This window comes from Microbacterium indicum DSM 19969 (genome assembly GCF_000422385.1).
GTDB classification, from domain to species: Bacteria; Actinomycetota; Actinomycetes; order Actinomycetales; family Microbacteriaceae; genus Microbacterium; species Microbacterium indicum.
On record NZ_AULR01000004.1, the window covers coordinates 116,845 to 137,120 of the forward strand.

General features: G+C 71.3%; 20 protein-coding genes and 1 pseudogene. 15 read left to right on the forward strand and 6 right to left on the reverse strand.

The window, feature by feature from the left end:
* The first annotated feature begins 78 nt into the window (after nt 1-78).
* Nucleotides 79-1,464, forward strand: coding sequence for a glycine--tRNA ligase (locus H576_RS0106790; protein ID WP_029150316.1), 1,386 nt, complete (start codon nt 79-81; stop codon nt 1,462-1,464).
* A 49-nt stretch (nt 1,465-1,513) separates the two neighbouring features.
* Here the strand turns inward: H576_RS0106790 and H576_RS0106795 are convergent, their stop codons facing one another.
* Nucleotides 1,514-2,569 carry a hypothetical protein gene (locus H576_RS0106795; RefSeq protein WP_029150317.1) on the reverse strand — a complete coding sequence of 352 codons (1,056 nt, stop codon included), beginning with the start codon at nt 2,567-2,569 and terminating at the stop codon, nt 1,514-1,516.
* 138 nt (nt 2,570-2,707) lie between these two features.
* Between H576_RS0106795 and H576_RS0106800 the strand changes: the two genes are divergently transcribed.
* Both H576_RS0106800 and H576_RS17335 read left to right on the forward strand, forming a co-directional pair.
* Nucleotides 2,708-3,754, forward strand: a complete 1,047-nt coding sequence (locus H576_RS0106800) for an NAD(P)-binding domain-containing protein (protein ID WP_029150318.1) — start codon at nt 2,708-2,710, stop codon at nt 3,752-3,754.
* Between the two features lie 120 nt (nt 3,755-3,874).
* Nucleotides 3,875-3,964: pseudogene (locus H576_RS17335) on the forward strand (hypothetical protein); the annotation flags it as partial.
* Between the two features lie 407 nt (nt 3,965-4,371).
* Here H576_RS17335 and H576_RS0106805 read toward each other — a convergent pair.
* The gene (locus H576_RS0106805) at nt 4,372-5,643 is read right to left on the reverse strand and encodes a glutamyl-tRNA reductase (protein WP_029150319.1); all 1,272 of its coding nucleotides are present in this window, start codon (nt 5,641-5,643) and stop codon (nt 4,372-4,374) included.
* 96 nt (nt 5,644-5,739) lie between these two features.
* Between H576_RS0106805 and H576_RS14670 the strand changes: the two genes are divergently transcribed.
* From H576_RS14670 to H576_RS0106865, 12 genes are all read left to right on the forward strand, one after another.
* Nucleotides 5,740-6,813: an AI-2E family transporter gene (locus tag H576_RS14670; protein WP_051172316.1), complete on the forward strand. Its 1,074-nt coding sequence runs from the start codon at nt 5,740-5,742 to the stop codon at nt 6,811-6,813.
* 25 nt (nt 6,814-6,838) lie between these two features.
* Nucleotides 6,839-7,876: a uroporphyrinogen decarboxylase gene (gene hemE, locus H576_RS14675; RefSeq protein WP_036319761.1), complete on the forward strand. Its 1,038-nt coding sequence runs from the start codon at nt 6,839-6,841 to the stop codon at nt 7,874-7,876.
* Nucleotides 7,873-9,321 (forward strand): protoporphyrinogen oxidase, encoded by a 1,449-nt coding sequence (gene hemG, locus H576_RS0106825; RefSeq protein ID WP_029150371.1) that lies wholly within the window; start codon nt 7,873-7,875, stop codon nt 9,319-9,321. The genes hemE and hemG overlap by 4 nt, the downstream gene beginning before the upstream one ends.
* 71 nt (nt 9,322-9,392) lie before the next feature.
* A complete protein-coding gene (locus H576_RS0106830) occupies nt 9,393-9,689 on the forward strand; it encodes a hypothetical protein (protein WP_029150321.1) in 297 nt (98 codons plus the stop codon).
* The gene (locus H576_RS0106835; protein ID WP_036319764.1) at nt 9,689-10,111 is read left to right on the forward strand and encodes a phage holin family protein; all 423 of its coding nucleotides are present in this window, start codon (nt 9,689-9,691) and stop codon (nt 10,109-10,111) included. Before H576_RS0106830 ends, H576_RS0106835 begins: the two co-directional genes overlap by 1 nt.
* Entirely contained in the window at nt 10,101-10,367 is a 267-nt protein-coding gene (locus H576_RS0106840) for a hypothetical protein (protein ID WP_029150323.1), read from the forward strand. The genes H576_RS0106835 and H576_RS0106840 overlap by 11 nt, the downstream gene beginning before the upstream one ends.
* A gap of 67 nt (nt 10,368-10,434) precedes the next feature.
* Nucleotides 10,435-11,109, forward strand: coding sequence for a hydrogen peroxide-dependent heme synthase (gene hemQ / locus H576_RS0106845; RefSeq protein ID WP_029150324.1), 675 nt, complete (start codon nt 10,435-10,437; stop codon nt 11,107-11,109).
* Nucleotides 11,109-12,134, forward strand: coding sequence for a hydroxymethylbilane synthase (gene hemC / locus H576_RS0106850; protein ID WP_029150325.1), 1,026 nt, complete (start codon nt 11,109-11,111; stop codon nt 12,132-12,134). Before hemQ ends, hemC begins: the two co-directional genes overlap by 1 nt.
* A complete protein-coding gene (locus tag H576_RS0106855) occupies nt 12,131-12,967 on the forward strand; it encodes a uroporphyrinogen-III synthase (protein WP_029150326.1) in 837 nt (278 codons plus the stop codon). Before hemC ends, H576_RS0106855 begins: the two co-directional genes overlap by 4 nt.
* A gap of 2 nt (nt 12,968-12,969) precedes the next feature.
* Nucleotides 12,970-13,950, forward strand: coding sequence for a porphobilinogen synthase (hemB, locus tag H576_RS0106860; RefSeq protein WP_029150327.1), 981 nt, complete (start codon nt 12,970-12,972; stop codon nt 13,948-13,950).
* A gap of 37 nt (nt 13,951-13,987) precedes the next feature.
* Entirely contained in the window at nt 13,988-14,500 is a 513-nt protein-coding gene (locus H576_RS16650) for a hypothetical protein (protein ID WP_156888159.1), read from the forward strand.
* An 842-nt stretch (nt 14,501-15,342) separates the two neighbouring features.
* Nucleotides 15,343-15,684 carry a hypothetical protein gene (locus H576_RS0106865; protein ID WP_156888161.1) on the forward strand — a complete coding sequence of 114 codons (342 nt, stop codon included), beginning with the start codon at nt 15,343-15,345 and terminating at the stop codon, nt 15,682-15,684.
* Nucleotides 15,685-15,861: 177 nt separating this feature from the next.
* On the opposite strand, the gene H576_RS0106870 is transcribed toward H576_RS0106865, so the two are convergent.
* From H576_RS0106870 to H576_RS0106885, 4 genes are read right to left on the reverse strand one after another with little or no spacing between them, the layout of a single operon-like run.
* Nucleotides 15,862-17,127: an MBL fold metallo-hydrolase gene (locus H576_RS0106870; protein ID WP_029150329.1), complete on the reverse strand. Its 1,266-nt coding sequence runs from the start codon at nt 17,125-17,127 to the stop codon at nt 15,862-15,864.
* A 12-nt stretch (nt 17,128-17,139) separates the two neighbouring features.
* On the reverse strand, nt 17,140-18,012 hold the full coding sequence (locus H576_RS14680) for a carbohydrate ABC transporter permease (RefSeq protein ID WP_051172318.1): 873 nt from the start codon (nt 18,010-18,012) through the stop codon (nt 17,140-17,142).
* A gap of 22 nt (nt 18,013-18,034) precedes the next feature.
* Nucleotides 18,035-19,345 carry an ABC transporter substrate-binding protein gene (locus tag H576_RS0106880; protein WP_029150330.1) on the reverse strand — a complete coding sequence of 437 codons (1,311 nt, stop codon included), beginning with the start codon at nt 19,343-19,345 and terminating at the stop codon, nt 18,035-18,037.
* Between the two features lie 26 nt (nt 19,346-19,371).
* Nucleotides 19,372-20,271: a carbohydrate ABC transporter permease gene (locus H576_RS0106885; protein WP_029150331.1), complete on the reverse strand. Its 900-nt coding sequence runs from the start codon at nt 20,269-20,271 to the stop codon at nt 19,372-19,374.
* Nucleotides 20,272-20,276 lie beyond the last annotated feature (5 nt).

Below are 20,276 nucleotides of genomic sequence, written 5' to 3' on the forward strand. Positions count from 1 at the left end.
CGATCAGGCGACGCGGCCTAGAATCGGAGGGGCGCGTTCTGCGCCGACACCCCTCTCCTCGCGACCATAGGAGCCACCGTGGCCGAACAGTCCCGCCTCGACAAAGTCATCGCCCTCGCCCGCCACCGCGGGTTCGTGTTCCAAGCGGGTGAGATCTACGGCGGTTCCCGTTCGGCCTGGGACTACGGCCCCCTCGGAACCGAGCTCAAGGAGAACATCCGCCGCCAGTGGTGGCAGACGTTCGTGCGCGGCCGCGGCGACATGGTCGGGCTCGACAGCTCGGTGATCCTGCCCTCGAAGGTGTGGCAGGCGTCGGGCCACGTGGCGACGTTCACGGATCCGCTCGTCGAGTGCCTGCAGTGCCACAAGCGCCACCGCGAGGACCACCTGATCGAGGCGTTCGTCGCGAAGAAGGGCCGCGAGCCCGAGAACGGTATGGCCGACATCGCGTGCCCCGACTGCGGCACCCGCGGCCGGTGGACCGAGCCGAAGTCCTTCTCGGGCCTCGTCAAGACCTACCTCGGCGTCGTCGACGACGAGTCGGGCCTCTACTACCTCCGCCCCGAGACGGCGCAGGGCATCTTCACGAACTTCGCGAACGTCGTGACGGCCGCGCGCAAGAAGCCGCCGTTCGGCATCGGCCAGGTCGGCAAGGCGTTCCGCAACGAGATCACGCCCGGCAACTTCATCTTCCGCACGCGCGAGTTCGAGCAGATGGAGATCGAGTTCTTCACGCCGCCGGCCGAAGCGCCCGAGTGGTTCGACAAGTGGGTCGAGGACTGCTGGAACTGGTTCGTCGACCTCGGGATCGACCCCGACCACATGCGCCGGCTCGACGTCCCCGACGGCGAGCGGGCCCACTACTCGGATCGCACGATCGACTTCGAGTACGACTTCGGCTTCCAGGGCGGGGGCTGGGGCGAGCTCATGGGCGTCGCGAACCGCACCGACTTCGACCTCAAGAACCACATCGAGGCGTCGGGCGCGAACCTCCACTACTTCGACCAGGCGTCGGGCGAGAAGTACGTGCCCTACGTGATCGAGCCCTCCTTCGGCCTCACGCGCGCCATGATGGCGTTCCTCGTCGACGCGTACGTCGAGGAGGAGGTGCCGAACGCGAAGGGCGGCACCGACACCCGCACGGTGCTGAAGCTGGATCCGCGCCTCGCGCCCGTCACGGTCGCGGTCCTGCCGCTGAGCCGCAACGAGAAGCTCTCGCCGCTCGCGCGCCGCGTGGCCGACGAGCTGCGCGCCGCTTGGAACGTCGACTTCGACGACTCGGGCGCGATCGGCCGCCGCTACCGCCGCCAGGACGAGATCGGCACGCCGTTCTGCGTCACGGTCGACTTCGACTCGCTCGAGGACGACGCCGTGACGGTGCGCGACCGCGACACCATGGCGCAGGAGCGCGTGCCGCTCGCCGAACTCACGGCCTACCTCGCGGAGCGCCTCCGCGGCGCGTGATGCGGACGCGCCATCCGGGCCGGCCGACCGCTGTCCGGATGGCGCGCCCTCATGTCGCGCGCCAGGACTCGTCGTCCTGCTCGCGCCAGAGCACGCGCTCCCCGGTGCGGTGCGCGACGTTCGAGAGCCAGCGCGTCTCGTCGGGGGACCAGCCCGCGAGCACGGTCGCCCCGTCGTCGTCGACCGGGATCTCGCGGGTCGCCGCCTCGAGGTAGGCGCCGACCGACAGGTGCACGCCATCCCAGTCCGCGCGCACGCGCGACCAGTCGGGGATGAGCCACCCGCCCGAGCGCCCCGTGACCCGGTACCAGTCGTGGCGACGTGATGCGGTCACCGCGAGCGGGTACCGCCGGCAGAGGGCGGCCCAGTCGCGCGACGACCGGATCTCGAAGACGCGCCCGCGCCACTCGACGGCGGACGCCGTGAGCTCGGCCCAGGAGAAGGCGTCCTCGACGAAACGGAGACCGACCGGCTCCCCGGTCGGCGCGGGGCCCGTCGTGACCGGGATGCCGTCGGGCGTCGACCACCACGCGCCGCTGAGATTCGCGTGCGGGTCCGAGGCCCGGTCCCGGATCGCCTCCTCCTCGCTCGCGTGGCTCGCGGATCGCCACTGGTCGAGGGCGGCGCCGACGTCGATCGGGTCGGGGGCGTCGCGGTCGTCCGCCTCGATGGCCCACTGCTCCGCCGTCGCCTCCCGCCACCACCAGGCGGTGGCGGGATCTTCGACCAGGCGCTCGGCCGCCCGGCGGAGCGCGGGGCGCAGCTCGGGCTCGGCGGCGATGGCGTCGTCGCCGTCGCGGGCCTCCCAGTACATCGCGGATCCGACGCTGGCGGCGAGCGCCCCTGCCGCATCGACGGGACCGGACAGATCGATGCGCGATGCGATGGCGGCGAGCTCGGCGGCCGACGGCGCGGGCTCGGCCTCGGGCGTGATCGGCGTGCCGTCCGCGGAGAACCCGAACAGCGTGCCGCGCTCGTCGGAGGCCCAGTAGGACGCCCAGAACAGCGCCTGGTGGAACTCGCCCGAAGCTTCCGCACTCAGAACCTCGAGGCAGGCGCGCCTGCCGCGAGGGCCGTCCAGGAGCGCGTCGGCGCGTGTGTTCACAGCTCGAACGTAGCGCGCGGAGGCATCCACCGCACCCACCGCGAACGTGGCCTGCGGGAGGGCCGCTCCGGGCGAGCCCGCGCGCAAGAGCTTGCGAGTGAATGGAACAGGAACGCAGGCCTGGGCGTTGACACCCGCGTGACGACACTCGACAGCCTCGTGATCGGGGCGGGGCAGGCCGGGCTCTCGGCCTCGTATCACCTGCGCCGGCTCGGCATCGGCCACGTCGTGCTCGACGCGAACGACGCACCGGGCGGGGCCTGGCAGCACCGGTGGGACGCCCTCACGATGCGTGACGTGCACGGGGTCGCCGAGCTGCCCGGATCCGTGCCGCCTCCCCGCGACGGGCGCCGCGCCAATGCGGCGGTGCCCGAGGAGTTCGCCGCCTACGAAAGGGAGCACGGGCTGCCTGTGATCCGGCCCGTCGCGGTGCGGAGCGTGAGCGGTGACGACGAGCTCCTCGTCGAGACGGACCGGGGAACGTGGCGCACCCGGACCCTCGTCAATGCGACGGGGACGTGGACGCGCCCGTTCGTTCCCGTCTATCCGGGGCGCGATGCGTTCCGCGGCGAGCAGTTGCACACCGTCGACTATCCCGGGCCCGAGCACTTCCGCGGCAGGCGGACCCTCGTGGTCGGAGGGGGCGCGTCGGCGGTGCAGTTCCTCGGCGCGCTGGCCCCGATCACCGACGTCCTGTGGGCGACGCGGCGCCCGCCCGTCTGGCGCACCGACGAGTTCACGCCCGAGGCGGGTGCGGCGTCAGTCGCGCTCGTCGAGAGGCGCGTCGCCGCGGGGCTGCCGCCCGAGAGCGTGGTCAGCGTCACGGGGCTCGTGCTGCGCCCGCAGGAGGAGGAGGCGCGGCGGCTCGGGGCATACGACGCGAGGCTCCCGATGTTCCGCTCGATCGAGGCCGACGGCGTGCGCTGGGCCGACGGATCCTTCGAGCGCGTCGACGTGATCCTCTGGGCAACGGGCTTCCGCCCCGCGATCGGCCACCTCGCCCCGCTGGGCCTCCGCACCGCGGCGGGCGGCATCATGCTGGACCGCGACGGCCGCGGCACGACGGCGGTCGCGGATCCGCGGATTCAGCTCGTCGGCTACGGCCCGTCGGCCTCGACGATCGGCGCGAACAGAGCGGGACGCCAGGCCGCGAGATTGGTGCGGCGGTTCCTGCGGGGCGAGTGAGCCGGGCGTCCGCGAAGGCGGCGTTCCATATCCTGGCGCGGTACAGCAGCGCGACGACGTCTGTGACCTCGGCGCAGCCGCTCGTCGGCGATCGTCCACGCCGCCGTGCTGCTGCTGTTCGTGCTCGCGGTCTCGGGGCTCGTCGGGCGGATCCCGCTGGCGGCGCTCGCCGGGATGCTGTTCGTGACGGCGGTGCGGATGGTCAGCGTCATGACGGTGCGCTCGGTTCTGCGATCGACGCGCGCCGATGCGATCGCGTTCGTCGTCACGGCCGTCATGACGGTGTCCTTCGACCTCATCGTCGCGGTCGGGATCGGGCTCGCCGTCGCGGCGGTGTTCTCGCTGCGGGCGCTCTCGCGCGCGGCGGGAGTCGAACGGGAGTCGGTCCCCGGTCCCGCGCAGCCCGGCGACGAGCGGATCGCGATCGTGCGCATCGACGGTCCGCTGTTCTTCGCGTCGGCCGACCGGGTGTCGGACGCGGTGATCGGGGTGGGCGGATCTCGACGACGCCGTCGAGCACGCGCGCTCGCACATCCGTCGCGAGCCCTAGCGCCAAGTCTCCTTTTCTCCGTGTTTTCCCCACGCCTCGCGTGGGGAAAACACGGAGAAAAGGAGACTCAGCTGGCGCGGGCCTCGCTGAAGGGGCACTCCGCGGGGGCGGCCGGGGCGGCGGTCTCCGCGGGGCGGGCGTCGAGGCCGAAGAGCGTCTCGATCGCGTCGAAGACCGCGTCGGCGCAGCCCGACTCCGCGGCCTGCTGCGCGCGCACCGTGGGGGTGTGCAGGAGCCGGCCGACCAGGTGGCGCATCGCCTCGGCCGCGTGCGGATCCCGTGACCTGTCGCGCGCGATCTCCTGCTCCAGCAGGTCGAAGACGTGCGAGCGCAGCGCCACGACCGCGGGCTGCGCCGACTGCTGCCGCCCGACCGCGGCGAACTTCGCGGCGGCGTCGCGCACGATCTCGCGCGCTGTGTCGGTCGCCTGCAGCTCCTCGAGCGGGGCGTGCAGGCGGATCGTCTCGAGGTCGAGCAGCGTCACGCCCTCGAGCTCGGCGACGTCGGCGGCCACGTTGCGCGGCAGACCGAGGTCGATGACGAACGAGGATCCGCGGAATCCGCCCGCGCGGAGCAGGTCGGCCGTCACGACGGGCTCCTCGCCCGACGAGCACGTGATCACCATGTCGGCGCCGGCGGCCGCCGCGGCGAAGTCGGCGTGCTCGACGAACGGGATCTCGTGCTTCACGGCGAACTGCGTGCGGCCGGAGGGCGAGTAGCTGCGGACGGATCCGGCGCCCTGGTCGCGCAGCGCGGCGAGCGTCGCGGCGGCGTACGAGCCCGTGCCGACGAGCAGCACGTCGAGCGCCGACCAGTCGGCGATGCGGCTGTCGGCGAGCTCGAGCGCGAGGCGGACGAGCGAGCGGCCGGCGCGGCCCAGGGCCGTGGAGTTCTTGACGGACTTCTGCGTCTCGGTCGCGCGCTGGAAGAGGCGCTCGAGCTCGCTCGAGGTCGTGCCGAGCTCGCGGGCGTCGTCGAGCGCGCGGCGCACCTGGCCGCCGATCTCGCCCTCGCCGATGACGACCGACTCGAGGCCCGAGGCGACGGCGAAGAGGTGCTCGGCGGCGTGCGCGCCGGTCTTGACCTCGTACGACCCGTCGAGCTCCCCGCCCGTCAGGCCCGTGGCGCGCTCGACGGCGTCGCGCGCGGCGTCGATCCCCGCATCGCCCGGTGCGATGTCGAGGTAGGCCTCGAAGCGGTTGCAGGTCGAGAGGACGACGGCCCCGTCGGCGCCCGACGCGTCGGCGATCAGGGGGGCGACGGGCTCGGTGCGTGTGCTCAGCCGTTCGAGGATCTCGAAGGAGGCGGTCTTATGACTCGCGGTGACACACAGCAGCACGAGAAGAGATTCTACGCGTCGTCGAAGTCAGATCTGAATGATTCCAGAAAAGTAAGGTCAGCCTTCCCCGTCATGCGGCCGAAGTAGCATCGCGGGATGGCCAGCGAACGCACCGAGAAGTCGTCGTTCCCACCCGCGCTGCGGATCCTCCTGATCCTGGCGGCGACCGTCATCGTCCTCGCGGGCGTGTACGTCGTGCGGGGGATCGTCGGACCCGTCGCGCTCGCGGCCGTGATCGTGATCATCTGCTATCCGATCGGCCCCGCTCTCGAGCGCCGCGGCGCCCCGCGCTGGGTCAGCGGCACCGCGGTCGTGCTGCTCGCCTACCTCGTGCTCGCGTTCCTCGCGCTCCTCCTCGTCTTCGCGATCAGCGAGTTCGTGCGCCTGATCCAGGGCCTCGTCCCCGACTTCCAGAACCTCACGAACGAGGTCCTGACGTGGCTCGACACGCTCGGCGTCGGCGCGACGATCGGCGACCAGGTCACGCAGATCTTCAGCGTCTCGAACATCGTGAGCGTCGTCTCGAGCGTCTCGGGCGACGCTCTCAGCGCCGGGACCGCGTTCTTCTTCGTCCTCGCGTACGTGATCTTCATGAGCTTCGACGCCGGCCGCTACGCGGGCGCCGAGAAGGCGTTCGGATCCCGGATCCGCTCCTTCGTCGATCGGATCGGCGCGTACAGCCAGAGCGTGCGCCGCTACTTCGTCGTCAACGCGTCGTTCGGCCTCATCGTCGCGGCGGTCGACGGCGTCGCGCTCTGGTTCCTCCACGTGCCGGGCGCCCTCGTGTGGGCGATCCTCTCGTTCGTCACGAACTTCATCCCGAACATCGGCTTCGTCCTGGGCCTCGTGCCGCCCGCGATCCTCGCGCTCGTGACGAACGACTGGGTCACGGCGCTCATCGTCGTCGCGATCTACTGCGTCGCGAACGTCACGCTGCAGGTCCTCATCCAGCCGAAGTTCGTGAGCGACGCCGTGGGCCTCACCCTGACGCTGAGCTTCCTGTCGGTGATCTTCTGGACGTTCATCATCGGCCCGCTCGGGGCGATCCTCTCGATCCCGCTCACGCTGTTCGTCCGCGCGCTGGCGCTCGAGACGGATCCCGACGCGCGGTGGATGCGCTGGCTGTCGGGCGACGACGGCGTGCTCGACGAGAAGCCCCCAGCCGCATAGGAAGGGCGGGTGGGATCATGGGCCCATGCCCCTCACCGACGCCCCGCTGCTGCGCGCACTGCGCGGCGAGCGCCCCGAGCGCACCCCCATCTGGTTCATGAGGCAGGCGGGCAGGTCGCTGCCCGAGTACCGCGATCTGCGCGTCGGCACGCGCATGCTCGACGCGTGCCTCGACCCCGAGATGGCGGCCGAGATCACGCTGCAGCCCGTGCGCCGTCACGGCGTCGACGCGGGCATCTTCTTCAGCGACATCGTCGTGCCGCTGCGCCTCGCGGGCGTCGCGGTCGAGATCGTCCCGGGCCGCGGGCCCGTGTTCGAGGACCCGATCCGCACGGCGGACGACGTCGCCCGCCTGACGAGGATCCCCGCGAGCGTCGTCGCCGAGAAGGCGGGTCCGATCCGCGAGGCCGTGCGCATCGTCACGGAGGAGCTGCACCCGCAGGGCACCCCGCTCATCGGCTTCGCGGGCGCGCCCTTCACGCTCGCGGCCTACCTCGTCGAGGGCGGCCCGTCGAAGGAGCACATGCGCGCCCGCGCCATGATGCACGCCGACCCCGCGAGCTGGAACCGCCTCGCGGCCTGGCTCGCCGAGGTGTCGGCGGCGTTCCTCGGCGCGCAGGTCGAGGCGGGCGCCTCGGCCGTGCAGCTCTTTGACTCGTGGGCGGGATCCCTCGCCCCCGCCGACTACCGCGCGTTCGTCCAGCCGCACTCGGCCGCCGCGCTCGCCGCGGTCGGATCGGTGCCGCGGATCCACTTCGGCGTGGGCACGGGCCCGTTCCTCGCCGACATGCGCCTCGGCGGGATCGCCGACGCCGTCGGCGTCGACTGGCGCCTGCCGCTCGACGAGGCGGCCGCGATCGTCGGCCCCGGCGCGACGCTCCAGGGCAACATCGACCCCGCGATGCTCGCGGCGCCGTGGGAGGTGCTCGAGGCGCACATCCGCGACGTCGTCGAGCGCGGCCGCGCGGCCAGCGCGCACGTCGTGAACCTCGGCCACGGCGTCCCGCCCGAGACGGATCCCGCCGTGCTCACCCGCATCGTCGAGGCGGTGCACGCGCTGTGAGCGAGCCCGTCGACCTCGTCGCGCTGCACGAGCGCGCGCAGAGCAGGCGCGTCGTCGTCGTGGGCGGCGGCGTCGGCGGACTCGTCGCGGCGCTCGAGCTCGCGAAGATCGGCGTGCGCGTGACGGTGCTCGAGGCGGCGGATCGCCTGGGCGGCGCCGTGCGCTCGGGCGAGGTCGCGGGCCTCGCGCTCGACCTCGGCGCCGAGAGCTACGCGACGCGCGGCGGGCACGTGCGTGCGCTCATCGAGGACCTCGGGATCGCGGATCTCGTCGTCCGGCCCGGCACGGGCGCCGGCGGGGCGTGGGTCGCGGGCGTCCCCGGTGTCGGCGCGGCGCCCCTCCCGAAGGGCGGCCTGCTGGGGATCCCCGGGAACCCCTTCGGCGAGGACGTGCGGCGCGTGATCGGCTGGTCGGGCGCGTGGCGCGCGTACCTCGACAGGGTCAAGCCGGTCCTGACGATCGGCCACGAGCAGTCGCTCGGCCGCCTCGTCGAGTCGCGGCTCGGCAAGCGGGTCCTCGAGCGCCTCGTCGCGCCCGTGACGTCGGGCGTCTACTCGTCGTCGCCCGAGCGGATCGACGTCGACGCCGCGGCGCCGGGCCTCAACGCCGCCGTGACGCGGAACGGATCCCTCCTCGGTGCGGTCCTGCAGCTGACCGAGGAGCGCCGGAGCGCGCCGGGCGGCGCCGTCGAGGGCCTCCGCGGCGGCATGGGCCGCCTCGTCGCGGCGCTCGCCGCGCGCCTCGAGGAGCTCGGCGCCGAGATCGTCACGGGCGCTGAGGTCGTCTCGCTCGAGGACGGCGAGGTGCGGGTGGAGGGCGGCGACGCCTACCCCGCCGACGCCGTCGTCGTCGCCGTCGAGGAGGGGCCCGCGCGGCGCCTCCTCGCGCCCCGCGGATCGCTCGCCCCCGAGCCGCCCGTCGCGGGCCCCGTCGTCGAGGTCGTGACGCTCGTCGTCGACGCGCCGGCGCTCGACGCGAAGCCGCGCGGCACCGGCGTGCTGACGGTCCCGGGATCCCACACCGCCAAGGCGCTCACCCACGTGACCGCGAAGTGGGAGTGGGTCGCCGAGGCGGTGCCCGCGGGGGCGCACGTCGTGCGCGTCTCGTTCGGGACGGCCGACGAGGCGCCCGCGACCGAGGGGCTCGACGAGCGCGGGGCGGCCGTCCTCGCCCTCGCCGAGGCGTCGCGCATGCTCGGCGTCGACCTCGATCCGTCGCAGCTGCTCGGCCAACGGCGCGAGCGCTTCCGCCAGTCGCAGCCCGGGTCGGTCATCGGACACGCCGACGCCGTGGCCGACGCGCGCCGCCGGATCCGCGAGATCCCGAACACCGGCGCGACCGGGGCATGGCTCGCGGGGACGGGCCTCGCGCAGGTCGTCCCCGACGCGATCGCCGAGGCCGCGCGCATCCGACACGAACTCCTCTTCGCGGATCCGGCCGGGTGAATTCCCCTCGGGGAATACGTGCCGTAACGTGGCACCTGCTGCACGCGAAACGACAGACGGAGGGTGTTCCCATGAGGGGAAAGATCGGGCTGGTCGTCGGCCTGGGTGTCGGATACGTGCTCGGTACGCGGGCTGGTCGCCAGCGCTACGAGCAGATCAAGGCGCAGGCGCAGAAGGTCTGGGAGACCGAGCCGGTGCAGAAGCAGGTGACGAAGGCGAAGGACTTCGCCGCGTCGGCCGCGATGGCGGTCCCGCGCGCGGCGTGGAACGGCATCGCCAAGGTCGTCGCCTCCGCGACGCAGGCGAAGCCGCAGTCCGCGACGGCGCCCGTCGCGGCTCCCGCCGGCGAGACGAAGGCCGCGGGCTGATGTCGCCCGAGACGCGGCGCTCGCCGCTGCGCGACCGCGCCGACGACGGCCTGCTGAGCCTCATCGGCGACGTCCCCGGCCTCGTCCGCAACCTCGTCGTCGCCGAGTGGAACTCGCTCAAGGGCTACATCGGCAAGCTCGTCAAGCACGGCGGCTTCACCGCCATCTACGCGTTCGCGGCCCTGTTCTTCCTGTTCTGGACGATCCCCGCGTTCCTGACGTTCCTCATCATCCTGCTCGACCTCTGGATCCCGCTCTGGGTCGCGGCGCTCATCGTGCTCGCGATCGGGGTGGTGTTCATCGCGATCTGCGGCGCGCTCGCCTACTTCGGGCACATCCGCAAGATCGGCAAGCTCGAGAACCCCCTCGCGAAGGTCAAGACCGACGCCGGCATCGTCAAGGAGTTCACCGATGAGTTCTGAGCAGCCCACCGTCGTGCCGAGCGGCATCACCGACCCCGTCGAGCTGGCGCGCGCCGAGCTCAAGGCGGCGCTCGCGGCGATCGAGGTCAAGGCCAACGTGCCCAAGCGGGTCGCGGGCGCGACGGAGCGCGCTGTGCGCAACGGACGGCGCATCGCCGAGAAGCGCCCCGTGCTCGCCCTCGGCGCCCTCATCGCGGGGGCCGCGGCCGTCGGCACCGCGATCTGGGGCATCGCGAGCGTCATCGCGCGCGACTGACCGGCGCGGAGCCGGCGTCCAGCCTCCTCGATTCGACCTCTCAGCGGGCCGGGAGGATGATGGGTCCATGGCCGATTTCGAAGCTCCCTCCGGCGACAACTACAGCCTCTGGGCCGTCTGGCGACGCACCCCCGAAGAGGCGGGGGAGGGCTCGACCTCCGAGGTCGAAGCCGTCGTCGCAGAGCTCGCCCGGGAGGGCGTGACCGTCCGCGGCTTCTACGACGTGAGCGGCCTGCGCGCCGACGCCGACCTCATGGTCTGGCTGCACGGGCCCGTGCCCGAGGATCTGCAGAGCGGCCTGCGTCGCCTGCGCCGCACCGAGCTGCTCTCCGACCTCCTGCCCACGTGGAACGGCATGGCCGTGCACCGCGACGCCGAGTTCAACAAGCGCCACGTCCCCGGCTACCTCCGCGGCGAGGAGGCGCGCGGCTGGCTCGTCGTGTACCCCTTCGTGCGCAGCTACGAGTGGTACCTGCTGGGCCACGACGAGCGTCGCGCCATGCTCGCCGACCACGGGCGCAAGGGCGCCGCGTTCACGGGGGTCGTCGCCAACACGATGGCGTCGTTCGCGCTCGGCGACTACGAGTGGATGCTCCCCATGGAGTCCGACAGCCTCACCGAGCTCGTCGACATGATGCGCGAGCTGCGCTACACCGAGGCCCGCCGCCACGTGCGCGAGGAGGTCCCCTTCTTCACGGGCCGGCGGATCCCCGTGGAAGAGGTCCCCGAGGTCCTCAGGTAATGGGGATCATCCGCCTCGGAACGAGGCGCAGCGCGCTCGCGACCGCCCAGGCGGGGATCATCGCCCGCGAGCTCGAGCGCATCTCCGGGCGGCCCGTCGAACTCGTCGAGATCACCTCCGAGGGCGACGTCAACCGCGCCTCTCTCGCCTCCCTGGGCGGAACGGGCGTCTTCGCGACCCGGCTGCGCGAGGCGCTCGCCGCGGGCGAGTGCGACGTCCTCGTGCACTCCCTCAAGGATCTGCCCGTCGCCCCCGCCCCCGGCCTCGTCATCGCGGCGACGCCCTCGCGCGCCGACGCGCGCGATGTGTCGATCACCCGCGACGGCACCCCGCTCGCCGAGCTGCCCGCGGGGTCCACGGTCGGAACGGGATCCCCGCGCCGCGCCGCGCAGGTGCGCCGCGTGAATCCGGGGCTCGAGGTCCGCGACCTGCGCGGCAACGTCGACTCGCGCATGTCCCGCGTGCGCGACGGCGAGCTCGACGCCGTGATCCTCGCCTCGGCGGGGCTCGACCGCTACCGCCCGGGCGAGGGCAGGGCCGCCGCGCTGCGCGGCCTCGTCGCCGAGCCCCTCGAGCTCGACCAGTGGCCGACGGCCGCGGGCCAGGCGTCGCTCGCCGTCGAGATCCGCGATGACGCCCATCCCCAGCTGCGCGCGTGGGTCGCCGAGCTCGACGACCCCGAGACCCGCTTCGCGGTCGAGCTCGAGCGCGCCGTGCTGGGCGGGATCGAGGCCGGATGCCACGCCCCGGTGGGCGTGCACGCCGAGATCGACGAGGGCTGGCTGCAGGTCTGCGCGGTGGTGTTCGGCGACGCTCGCCCCGACGACGTCGTGGCAGCACACGTCGACCATCTCCAGGGATTCGAAAAGCAGATCGCAGAGTATATTCAGGTGCGTGACAGCGGTGCGGCTGTCGACAGTGCGGGCCTCCTGGCCCGTGCGAGCGAGATCGGAGACGGTCTCGCGCGTCGGCTGCTGGACAACGGGGCAGCCGAGATCGTCACCAGAGAGGTATCCCCGTCATGAGTCACGACGAGAAGCCCGCCAAGCCCCTCAGCGGGTGGCGCGTCCTCGTTCCGCGCGGAGGTCCCTGGGGCGACGAGGTCGCCGCGAACCTGCGCTCGAAGGGCGCGGTCCCCGTGGTGTCCCCACTCATCAACTTCGCGCCGCCCGAGGATCCCGCCGAGCTCGAGACGGCGCTCGCCGACCTCGCCGCGGGGAAGTTCTCGTGGCTCACGATCACGAGCGCCACGACGGTCGACGTGCTCTACGCGTACCGCGCGAAGATCCCCGCGACGACCCGGGTCGCGGCCGTCGGCGAGACCACCGCGGCGGCGCTCGAGACGGTCGGCTACCCCGTCGACCTCGTGCCCGATCGCGACAACTCGGCCGCGGGCATGGCCGAGCACATGATCGCCCTCGAGACCGAATCGCGCTCGATCCTCGCGCTCCGCAGCGAGATCGCGAAGCCCGTGCTCACCGACCGGCTCCGCGCCGCGGGACACGACGTCCGCAGCGTCGTCGCGTACCGCACGGTCGGGGTACCCGCGACCGATCGCGCGACGCGCGACGTCGTCAACGGCCGCATCAACGCCGTCCTCGTGACGAGCGGATCCGTCGCCCAGCAGGTGCGCGAGCAGTTCCCCGCCATCCCCGACCAGACGATCATCGCCGCGATCGGTCCGCGCACGGCGCGCGACGCGGGCGAGGCCGGTCTGCCGATCCAGGTCGTCGCGCCGAAGCGCACGATCGGATCGCTCATCGACGCGCTGGCCGCGATCCCCGTGCCGCCCGCGACGCCCGAGTCGCTCGCGGTCCCCGACACCGGGTCGGTGTCGGTCTCCGACGACAAGAAGTAGGAATGCTCCCCACCCATCGCCCGCGCCGTCTGCGCCAGTCGGCGCCCGTCCGGCGACTCATGCGCGAGTCGCACATCGTCCCGTCCCAGCTCGTCCTCCCGCTCTTCGTGCGCGAGGGCATCGCCGAGGCGCAGCCGATCGGGTCGATGCCCGGCCAGAGCCAGCACACGATCGACAGCCTGCGCCGCACCGCGGCCGAGGCGGCGGAGGCCGGAGTCGGCGGCGTCATGCTCTTCGGGATCCCCGAGGTGCGCGATGCGGTCGGGTCGGCGGCCGACGACCCCGAGGGGATCCTCAACGTCGCGACGACCGCCGTGCAGGAGGAGGTCGGCGACGCCCTCGTCGTGCAGACCGACCTCTGCCTCGACGAGTTCACCGACCACGGCCACTGCGGCGTGCTCACGCCGTCGGGAGCCGTCGACAACGACGCGACGAACGAGCGGTACGCCGCGATGGGCCTCGCGCAGGCGCGCGCGGGCTCGCAGCTCCTCGGCCTCAGCGGCATGATGGACGGCCAGGTGCAGGTCGTGCGCGAGGCGCTCGACGCCGAGGGCTTCCACGACACGATCATCCTGGCGTACTCGGCGAAGTACGCCGGCGCGTTCTACGGCCCCTTCCGCGAGGCCGTCGACTCGCAGCTGAAGGGCGACCGCCGCACGTACCAGATGGATCCGCCGAACGGCCGCGAGGGCGTGCGCGAGGCGCTGCTCGACGTCGAGGAGGGCGCCGACATCGTCATGGTGAAGCCGGGCCTGCCGTACCTCGACGTGCTCGCCGAGGTGAAGCAGGCGGTCGACGTCCCGGTCTGGGCGTACCAGGTGTCGGGCGAGTACGCGATGGTCGAGGCCGCCGCGGCGAACGGGTGGATCGACCGCCGCGCGACGATCATGGACTCCCTCACGGCGTTCGCCCGCGCGGGCGCCGACGCCGTCCTCACGTATTGGGCCACCGAGGCCGCCGCCTGGCTCCGCGAGGAGCTGTAGGGAGCTGCGCTCGCGCGGAATCGGCCGCTCCCCGCTGGTGGGTGCGGCCGTTTCTGCGCTTCGCGTTGTGGCCCCTGTTGGTTGCGCGCTCGTCGTCGCGGCCGACAACGGGGTGGTCCCGGCACGCGGCTGCCATGACAGCGGTCTCACCGGCGCACCCGCGACGGAGGCCGCGATCCGCACCGTCGGCGACGGGCTCGGCTGCGCCTACGAGTACACGCTTGCCTACGGATCCGTCGAGTTCGCGCCCGCCCCGCCGAACCTGATCCCGGTGGCGCTGATCATCGCGACCTTCGCGCTGGTCGCCCTGATCGTCGTCGTGATCCGCGAGCGTGCATTTCCGTCATCTGGAGCGCGGGCGCTCGTCTGGATGACGATTTCGCACCTTCGCTCGCGAGTGAGCGTGCTTTTTCGTCATATTCGGCCTGGTGGTCGGGTTCAGATGACGCGAACGCACCTCACAGCTCGTAGAGCCTCGTGCTGGGAAGGTTGGGCCGGAAGACTCTTACCTGGTCGCGTCAGATCGCACGCGAAGCCCGGCTCGTCGTAGGCGAGGTGGATCCGGCTCACACTTCCATTGACACGGGCCCGCCTGACCTGCTGGGATTTAACTGTGTGCAAGCGAAGGGTGCGCTGGGTGACTCGGTCGACGACGCTCTCCAGCGAGCTCTCGCGCCACGCCATGTCACGCATGAGCAGGTCGGAACGTGTCCCAAATTTGTGTCGAGTGTGGAGGGTGGAAACGAAAGTTCGTCGTTTGGTGGTAGTCGTTGGCTTGCTTGCCGTGGCTGTCTTTTCCGGTGTCATTGGAGCGTCCCCTGCGTCAGCCGTTCAGCCTCGTCCAGGATATCCGACTCAGGAAATCATGACGAACGCTCAAAATGCGGTGCTCGGAAAGATCCCGATTCGTCGTGGGTTTTGGGACGCGGATGCTAAGAAGGGGTGGGGGATGGATAAGGCATGGAACTATCACAACATCCCCTCGCTTCAGGCGCAACGAAATGTTCTGCTGTCCAGCAACTAAGGAATACCATGGCTGGCCGGCGGGTGGAAAGCTCGGCCTTCAAACAATGTACTGCCAGCAGGGCGGTGCCACTAAATGCCCTAGCTGGGTCGCGTTGAGGTTGAACAATATCAGCAATGCACCTCTTTCTATCGGGGCGGATGGGGAAGTGAAATCCGATGCGCTATTAGAACGCGGTCTCACTGTCGCTGAACGGCAAACCCAGGTTGAATACTTCGAGAGTGATGAAGTCAAGAAACTCTTGTCGCAGGTTGCTTCTGGTGATGTCCAGTTGACCTTCTCATACGAACCGGTGGGGGTCGGCACTAGCGTGGGCCGATATTGATGGGAAGTTTCCCCTCTACTCATCCGCCAGGGTCCGTGTGTTGATGGTTGGTCTCGAGGACGCACGGGCGGTGCTCGATGCGCTCGTGCGCGACGCCGCGTATTTCTCTGACGAGATCCGGGTGCACAGCGCTTGGGTGGAGTCGCCGAACTCGGTCTGCGTGATCTACGAGCGATTCATCGATGGTGGTGTGATCCTCGGCAGACGGATCATCTTCCCGCCGCATGCGCGCGAGAGCGATCCCGCCTCGACAGGCTCCGACGCGGTCGAGCTGCTCCGTGAGCCGGCGTGGTCGGTCTCAGAGCACTACCCGACGGACGAGGACGGCGTCTTCTGGCTGATCCCGGCGACGGATCGGGTGCCGATCACGCCGCCAGAGTCCTGACTCCTGCAGCGCCAGGTGACGCAGATGGCCGCGAGCACCAGCTTCGAAGAGCCATTGCGTACACCACGTTTCGGGCGCGCGGCGTGGTGTGCGCGAATGGTCGTGGAACGCGGATCCGAAGAGCCGTTCGTGCGCATCACGTCCCGGCCGCGCAGCGTGGTGGGCGCGAATGGCTTGCTACAGCTCGTAGAGCTCGCCGTAGGCGGGGAGGGCGACAGGCACGGATGGCTGCAGGCGCTCGGGGCGGAAGCCGTGGATCGGGATCACCCGGGCCGGGGCGACCGCGTCCACGAACGCGTGCAGCGCGGCGCCAGAAGCGTGGCCCGAGGATCCGGCCTCGACGACGCGGATCCCGAGGCGCTCGAGCCACTCCATGAACACGGCCCAGTCGGGCATGAAGGGGCCGAGGGGTTCGCCCTGCGAGTGGATCCACGCGGTGCGGCCGGGCTCGATGGGCAGGTCGGCGAGGGAGGGGATCGCCCGCACGTCGGGCTGCACGAGGTAGGAGGCGGGGTTCGCGCGGACGTCGTCGAGAGTCACGGCGTCCCGCCCGGCGACCTGGTCGATGCCCATCGCGCGGAGGAACGCTGCGTCGCGGTCGGGCCACACGAGGGTCCGCCCGAGCGAGGCGGCGAGGCGGATGATCCGCTCGGCGCGCTCGACGTCGCGCGGGTACAGGGCGACGAGGTGCAGGGCGTCGACCGCGAGGGCCTCGGCGACGATCCGGTCGATCTCGTCCTCGGAGCGCGGCTCGCGGTCGGGCCCGTCGAACGAGAGCCCCGTCGTCTCGGTCACGAGCAGCTCGCACCCGCGGATCCGCTCGGCGAAGGAGTGCGAGCGGGATCCGCCGTCCCGGTGGAAGTTGATGTCGCCCGAGTAGGCGACCGTGCCGTCGGGCGTCGTCACGATGACGCCCGCGGCGCCGGGCACGTCGTGGTCGACGAGCCGGAACTCGACCGTCAGGTCGCCGATCGGGAGCGGCGTCCCGGGATCGAGGGCGACGGGATCGGGCGTGCGGCCCATGCGCGGCTCGCCGGAGGCCGAGAGCGCCGCGAGCACGCGCACGGTGCCGGGCGTCGCGTACAGCGGGATCTCGGGGCGCGCGAAGCCGAGCGCGCCCTCGTGGTCGATGTGCGCGTGCGAGAGGAAGATCGCCGTGGGCCGCGGATCCGCCTCCGCCCACGGCTCGGACGCCAGCTCGGGCGCGTGCGCCAGCTGATCCGGGTCGTAGAAGCCGGGCAGCTCGCGCAGCACCCCGCCGCGCAGCAGGTCGACGAGCTCGAGGCCGGGGCGCGGATCCGCGGGCCAGCGGAGGAGGCTCTCCTCGGTCGCGCGCATGCCCATGTCGAGCAGCACGCGGGCGTTCGGCGTCGAGACGAGGATCATGCTGTAGCCGATCTCGGCGATGCCGCCGAGGATCTCGACCGTCGTGGAGGAGGTCATGGGGAGAGCCTTTCAGCCGCGCACGGCGCCGGCGAACGCGTCGGAGATGAAGAAGCGCTGCAGGAAGAGGAACAGGACGACGAGGGGGATCGTGGTGAAGACGACGGCCGCGCTGAGGCCCGTCCAGTCGGTGCCCTCGGCGCCGAAGAACTGCTGCAGGCCGACCTGGATCGGCCGCATCGCGTCGGACGAGGTGAAGAGGTAGGGCCAGAGGAACGAGTTCCAGGATCCCAGGAACGCGTTGAGGCCCACGAGGACGAGGCTCGGCACCGCGAGGGGCGCGCCCACCTGGAAGAGCATGCGCAGGGGGCCCGCGCCGTCGATCTCGGCGGCCTCGAAGATCTCGGGGGGCAGGGTCTGGAAGAACTGTCGCACGAGGAAGACGCCGAAGCCCGTCGCGGCCCAGGGGATGATCTGGATCAGGTATGTGTCGAGCAGGCCCGCCCTGCTCGCGACGAGGAAGTTCGGGATCAGGAGGACGGCCTCGGGCACCATGAGGACCGAGATCGTCAGCGCGAACGCGACGCCGCGTCCGCGGAACCGCATGAGCGCGAAGGCGAAGCCCGCGAGCAGGCTCGTCGTGACGCAGAGGGCGGCGACCGTCCCCGCGATGAAGACGGTGTTGCCGAAGTACCGCAGCCACGGGGCGCCCTGCCACGCGCGCACGTAGTTGTCCCAGTTCCACTGCGGGATGAAGTTCGGCGTGGGCGTGTAGACCGAGTCGCTCGAGGCGAGGCTCGTGATCACGACCCAGAAGAGCGGGAAGAGGAAGACGACGGCGACGGCGACGATGAGCACCGCGCGCCCCGCCCTCCCCGGAAGGCCCCGCGACCGGCGCCGCGGCGCGCGCGCCACGGGGCCGTCGATCGCTGCGACACCGGTCATGGGGATCCTTCTTCTCGGGGTGCTACTTGACGAGGGCTTCGGCCGACGCCTGGGCGCTCGCGAGCGCGTCCTCCGGCGTCGCCGAGCCGGCGAGGGCCTCGGAGACGGCGGCGGCGAGGTAGCCCTGCGCCTCGGACGTCCACGACTGGGGGACGGGCTCGGTCGCGGTGTCGAGCTGCTCGATGACGCCCGAGACCCAGGGGTTCTCGGCGAGGTAGTCGGCGTACGAGTCGTCGTTCATCGCGTCGGCCGAGATCGGCAGGTAGCCGGTCGCGGCGGCCCAGGCGCCCATCTCGGCGGGTGAGGTGAGGAACTCCATGTACGACCACGCGGCGTCCTTCTCGGCGTCGGAAGCCGACGAGAACATGCCGATGTTGGTGCCGGACAGCGAGTTCGCCGCTCCGGCGGATCCCTCGGGCAGCGGGGCGACGCCGAGGTCGAACTTGTCGCCGACGGCGTCGAGCTCGTAGGTGTAGCCCGCGACCGTCGAGAGGTCGAACGCGCCGGTCTCGGCGCCGAGGGCGACCTGGCCGGGGTAGTTCGTGCCGGTCGCGAGGGCGCCGTCCGACTGCATGTCGACGAAGTACTGCAGGGCGTCGACGACGGCGGGGTCGGTGAACGTCGGGGCGCCGGTGTCGTCGAAGGTCGCGCCGCCGTTCGACTGCGCGAGGATGTCGACGAGCTGCGTTCCCGCGCCCATGCCGCCCGATCCGCCCGGGTCGACCGAGAGGGCGACGACGCCGTCCTTCGAGACGTCGCGCGCGACGGTGCCGAAGTCGTCCCAGGTGGTGGGGGCCTCGGACACCATGTCGGTGTTGTAGTACTGCACGTAGAGCGACTTGTTGAACGGCCACATCCAGTTCGTGCCGTCCTCGAGAGTCATCGAGCTCTTGATGCCCTCGTAGAAGCCGTCGTACTCGTCGGATCCGGCGACGCGGTCGTCGAGCGACTCGAGCGCGCCCGCCTCGACGAGCGGCACGGCCCAGCCGGGGTACATCTGCGCGATGGTGGGGGCGTTGCCCGCCGAGACCTCGGCCTCGATCTTCGTCTGGAGCGTGCCGTAGTCGGGCTGCTCGACGAGCTCGACCGTGACGCGAGGGTTGGCCTCCTCGAAGCGGTCGGTCGCGTCGGCGAGGGCCGTCTGCAGGGATCCGGACGACATGGCCTCCATGAAGGTGATCGTGACGGGCTCGTCGCCCGACGACGCGTCGGAGGATCCGGATCCGCCGTCGCTCGCCGAGCAGCCGGCGAGGGCGAGGGCCGCGATCGTGCCGGCCCCGGCGACGGTGAGGACGCGGCGACGGAGCCCGCGCCGCGCGAAGGGTGCTGCCATGGTGGTGTGCTCCTTGGTGAGGGGTTTCAGAGGGAGAGTCGACGGCTAATGCGCATCTGGGCGGCCGACATGATCGCCGTGATGGCGAACAGCACGACGGCGAGCGCCGCGGCGTAACCCGCGCTGCGGGTGACGAACGCCTGGCGGTAGACCTCGAACCCGAGGGTCGAGGTGACGTATCCGGGGCCGCCCGAGGTCATGACGAAGAACTGCGTGAACGCCTGCAGCGAGTGGATCGACGTGATGATCACGACGAACGTCACGAAGGGCCGCAGCTGCGGAAGCGTCACGTGCCAGAACTCCTGCCAGGCGTTCGCGCCGTCGAGCCGCGCGGCCTCCGACTGGTCGGTCGACAGCGTCGTGATCCCGCCGAGGAAGATCATCATCGTGAAGCCCGTGCCGTTCCAGAGCGTGTAGATGATGATCGCGACGAGGGCGACGCCCGGGTTCCCGAGCCAGTCGATGCGGGGAAGGCCCGCGGCCGAGAGGAGGGCGTTGAGCACCCCGAAGCGGTCGTTGTACATCCAGATCCACGCGATCGAGGTGGCGACCTGCGGTGTGACGTACGCGATGAACACGGCGGCGCGGCCGAACATCGCGATCCGGGTCGACCGGCGCAGGAGCATGGCGATCGCGAGCGAGATGGCCGTGCCGAAGACGACGATCGCGATGATGAAGACGAAGGAGATCCGGAGCGTCGACCAGAAGGAGGGCGTCGTCTCGCCCGCGAGCATCGCGCGGTAGTTCTCGAGGCCGACGAACTCGCTCATGGCCGTGTTGAGCCAGTTCCAGTCGAACAGCGAGATCATGACCGTGACGACCGACGGGAAGATCGAGAAGACGAGGAACACGAGCATCGCGGGCGCGATAAGGCCGTAGGCCCAGACGGAGGCCAGGGGGCGCCTGCGGGTGTGTCGTGCCGTCACGGATC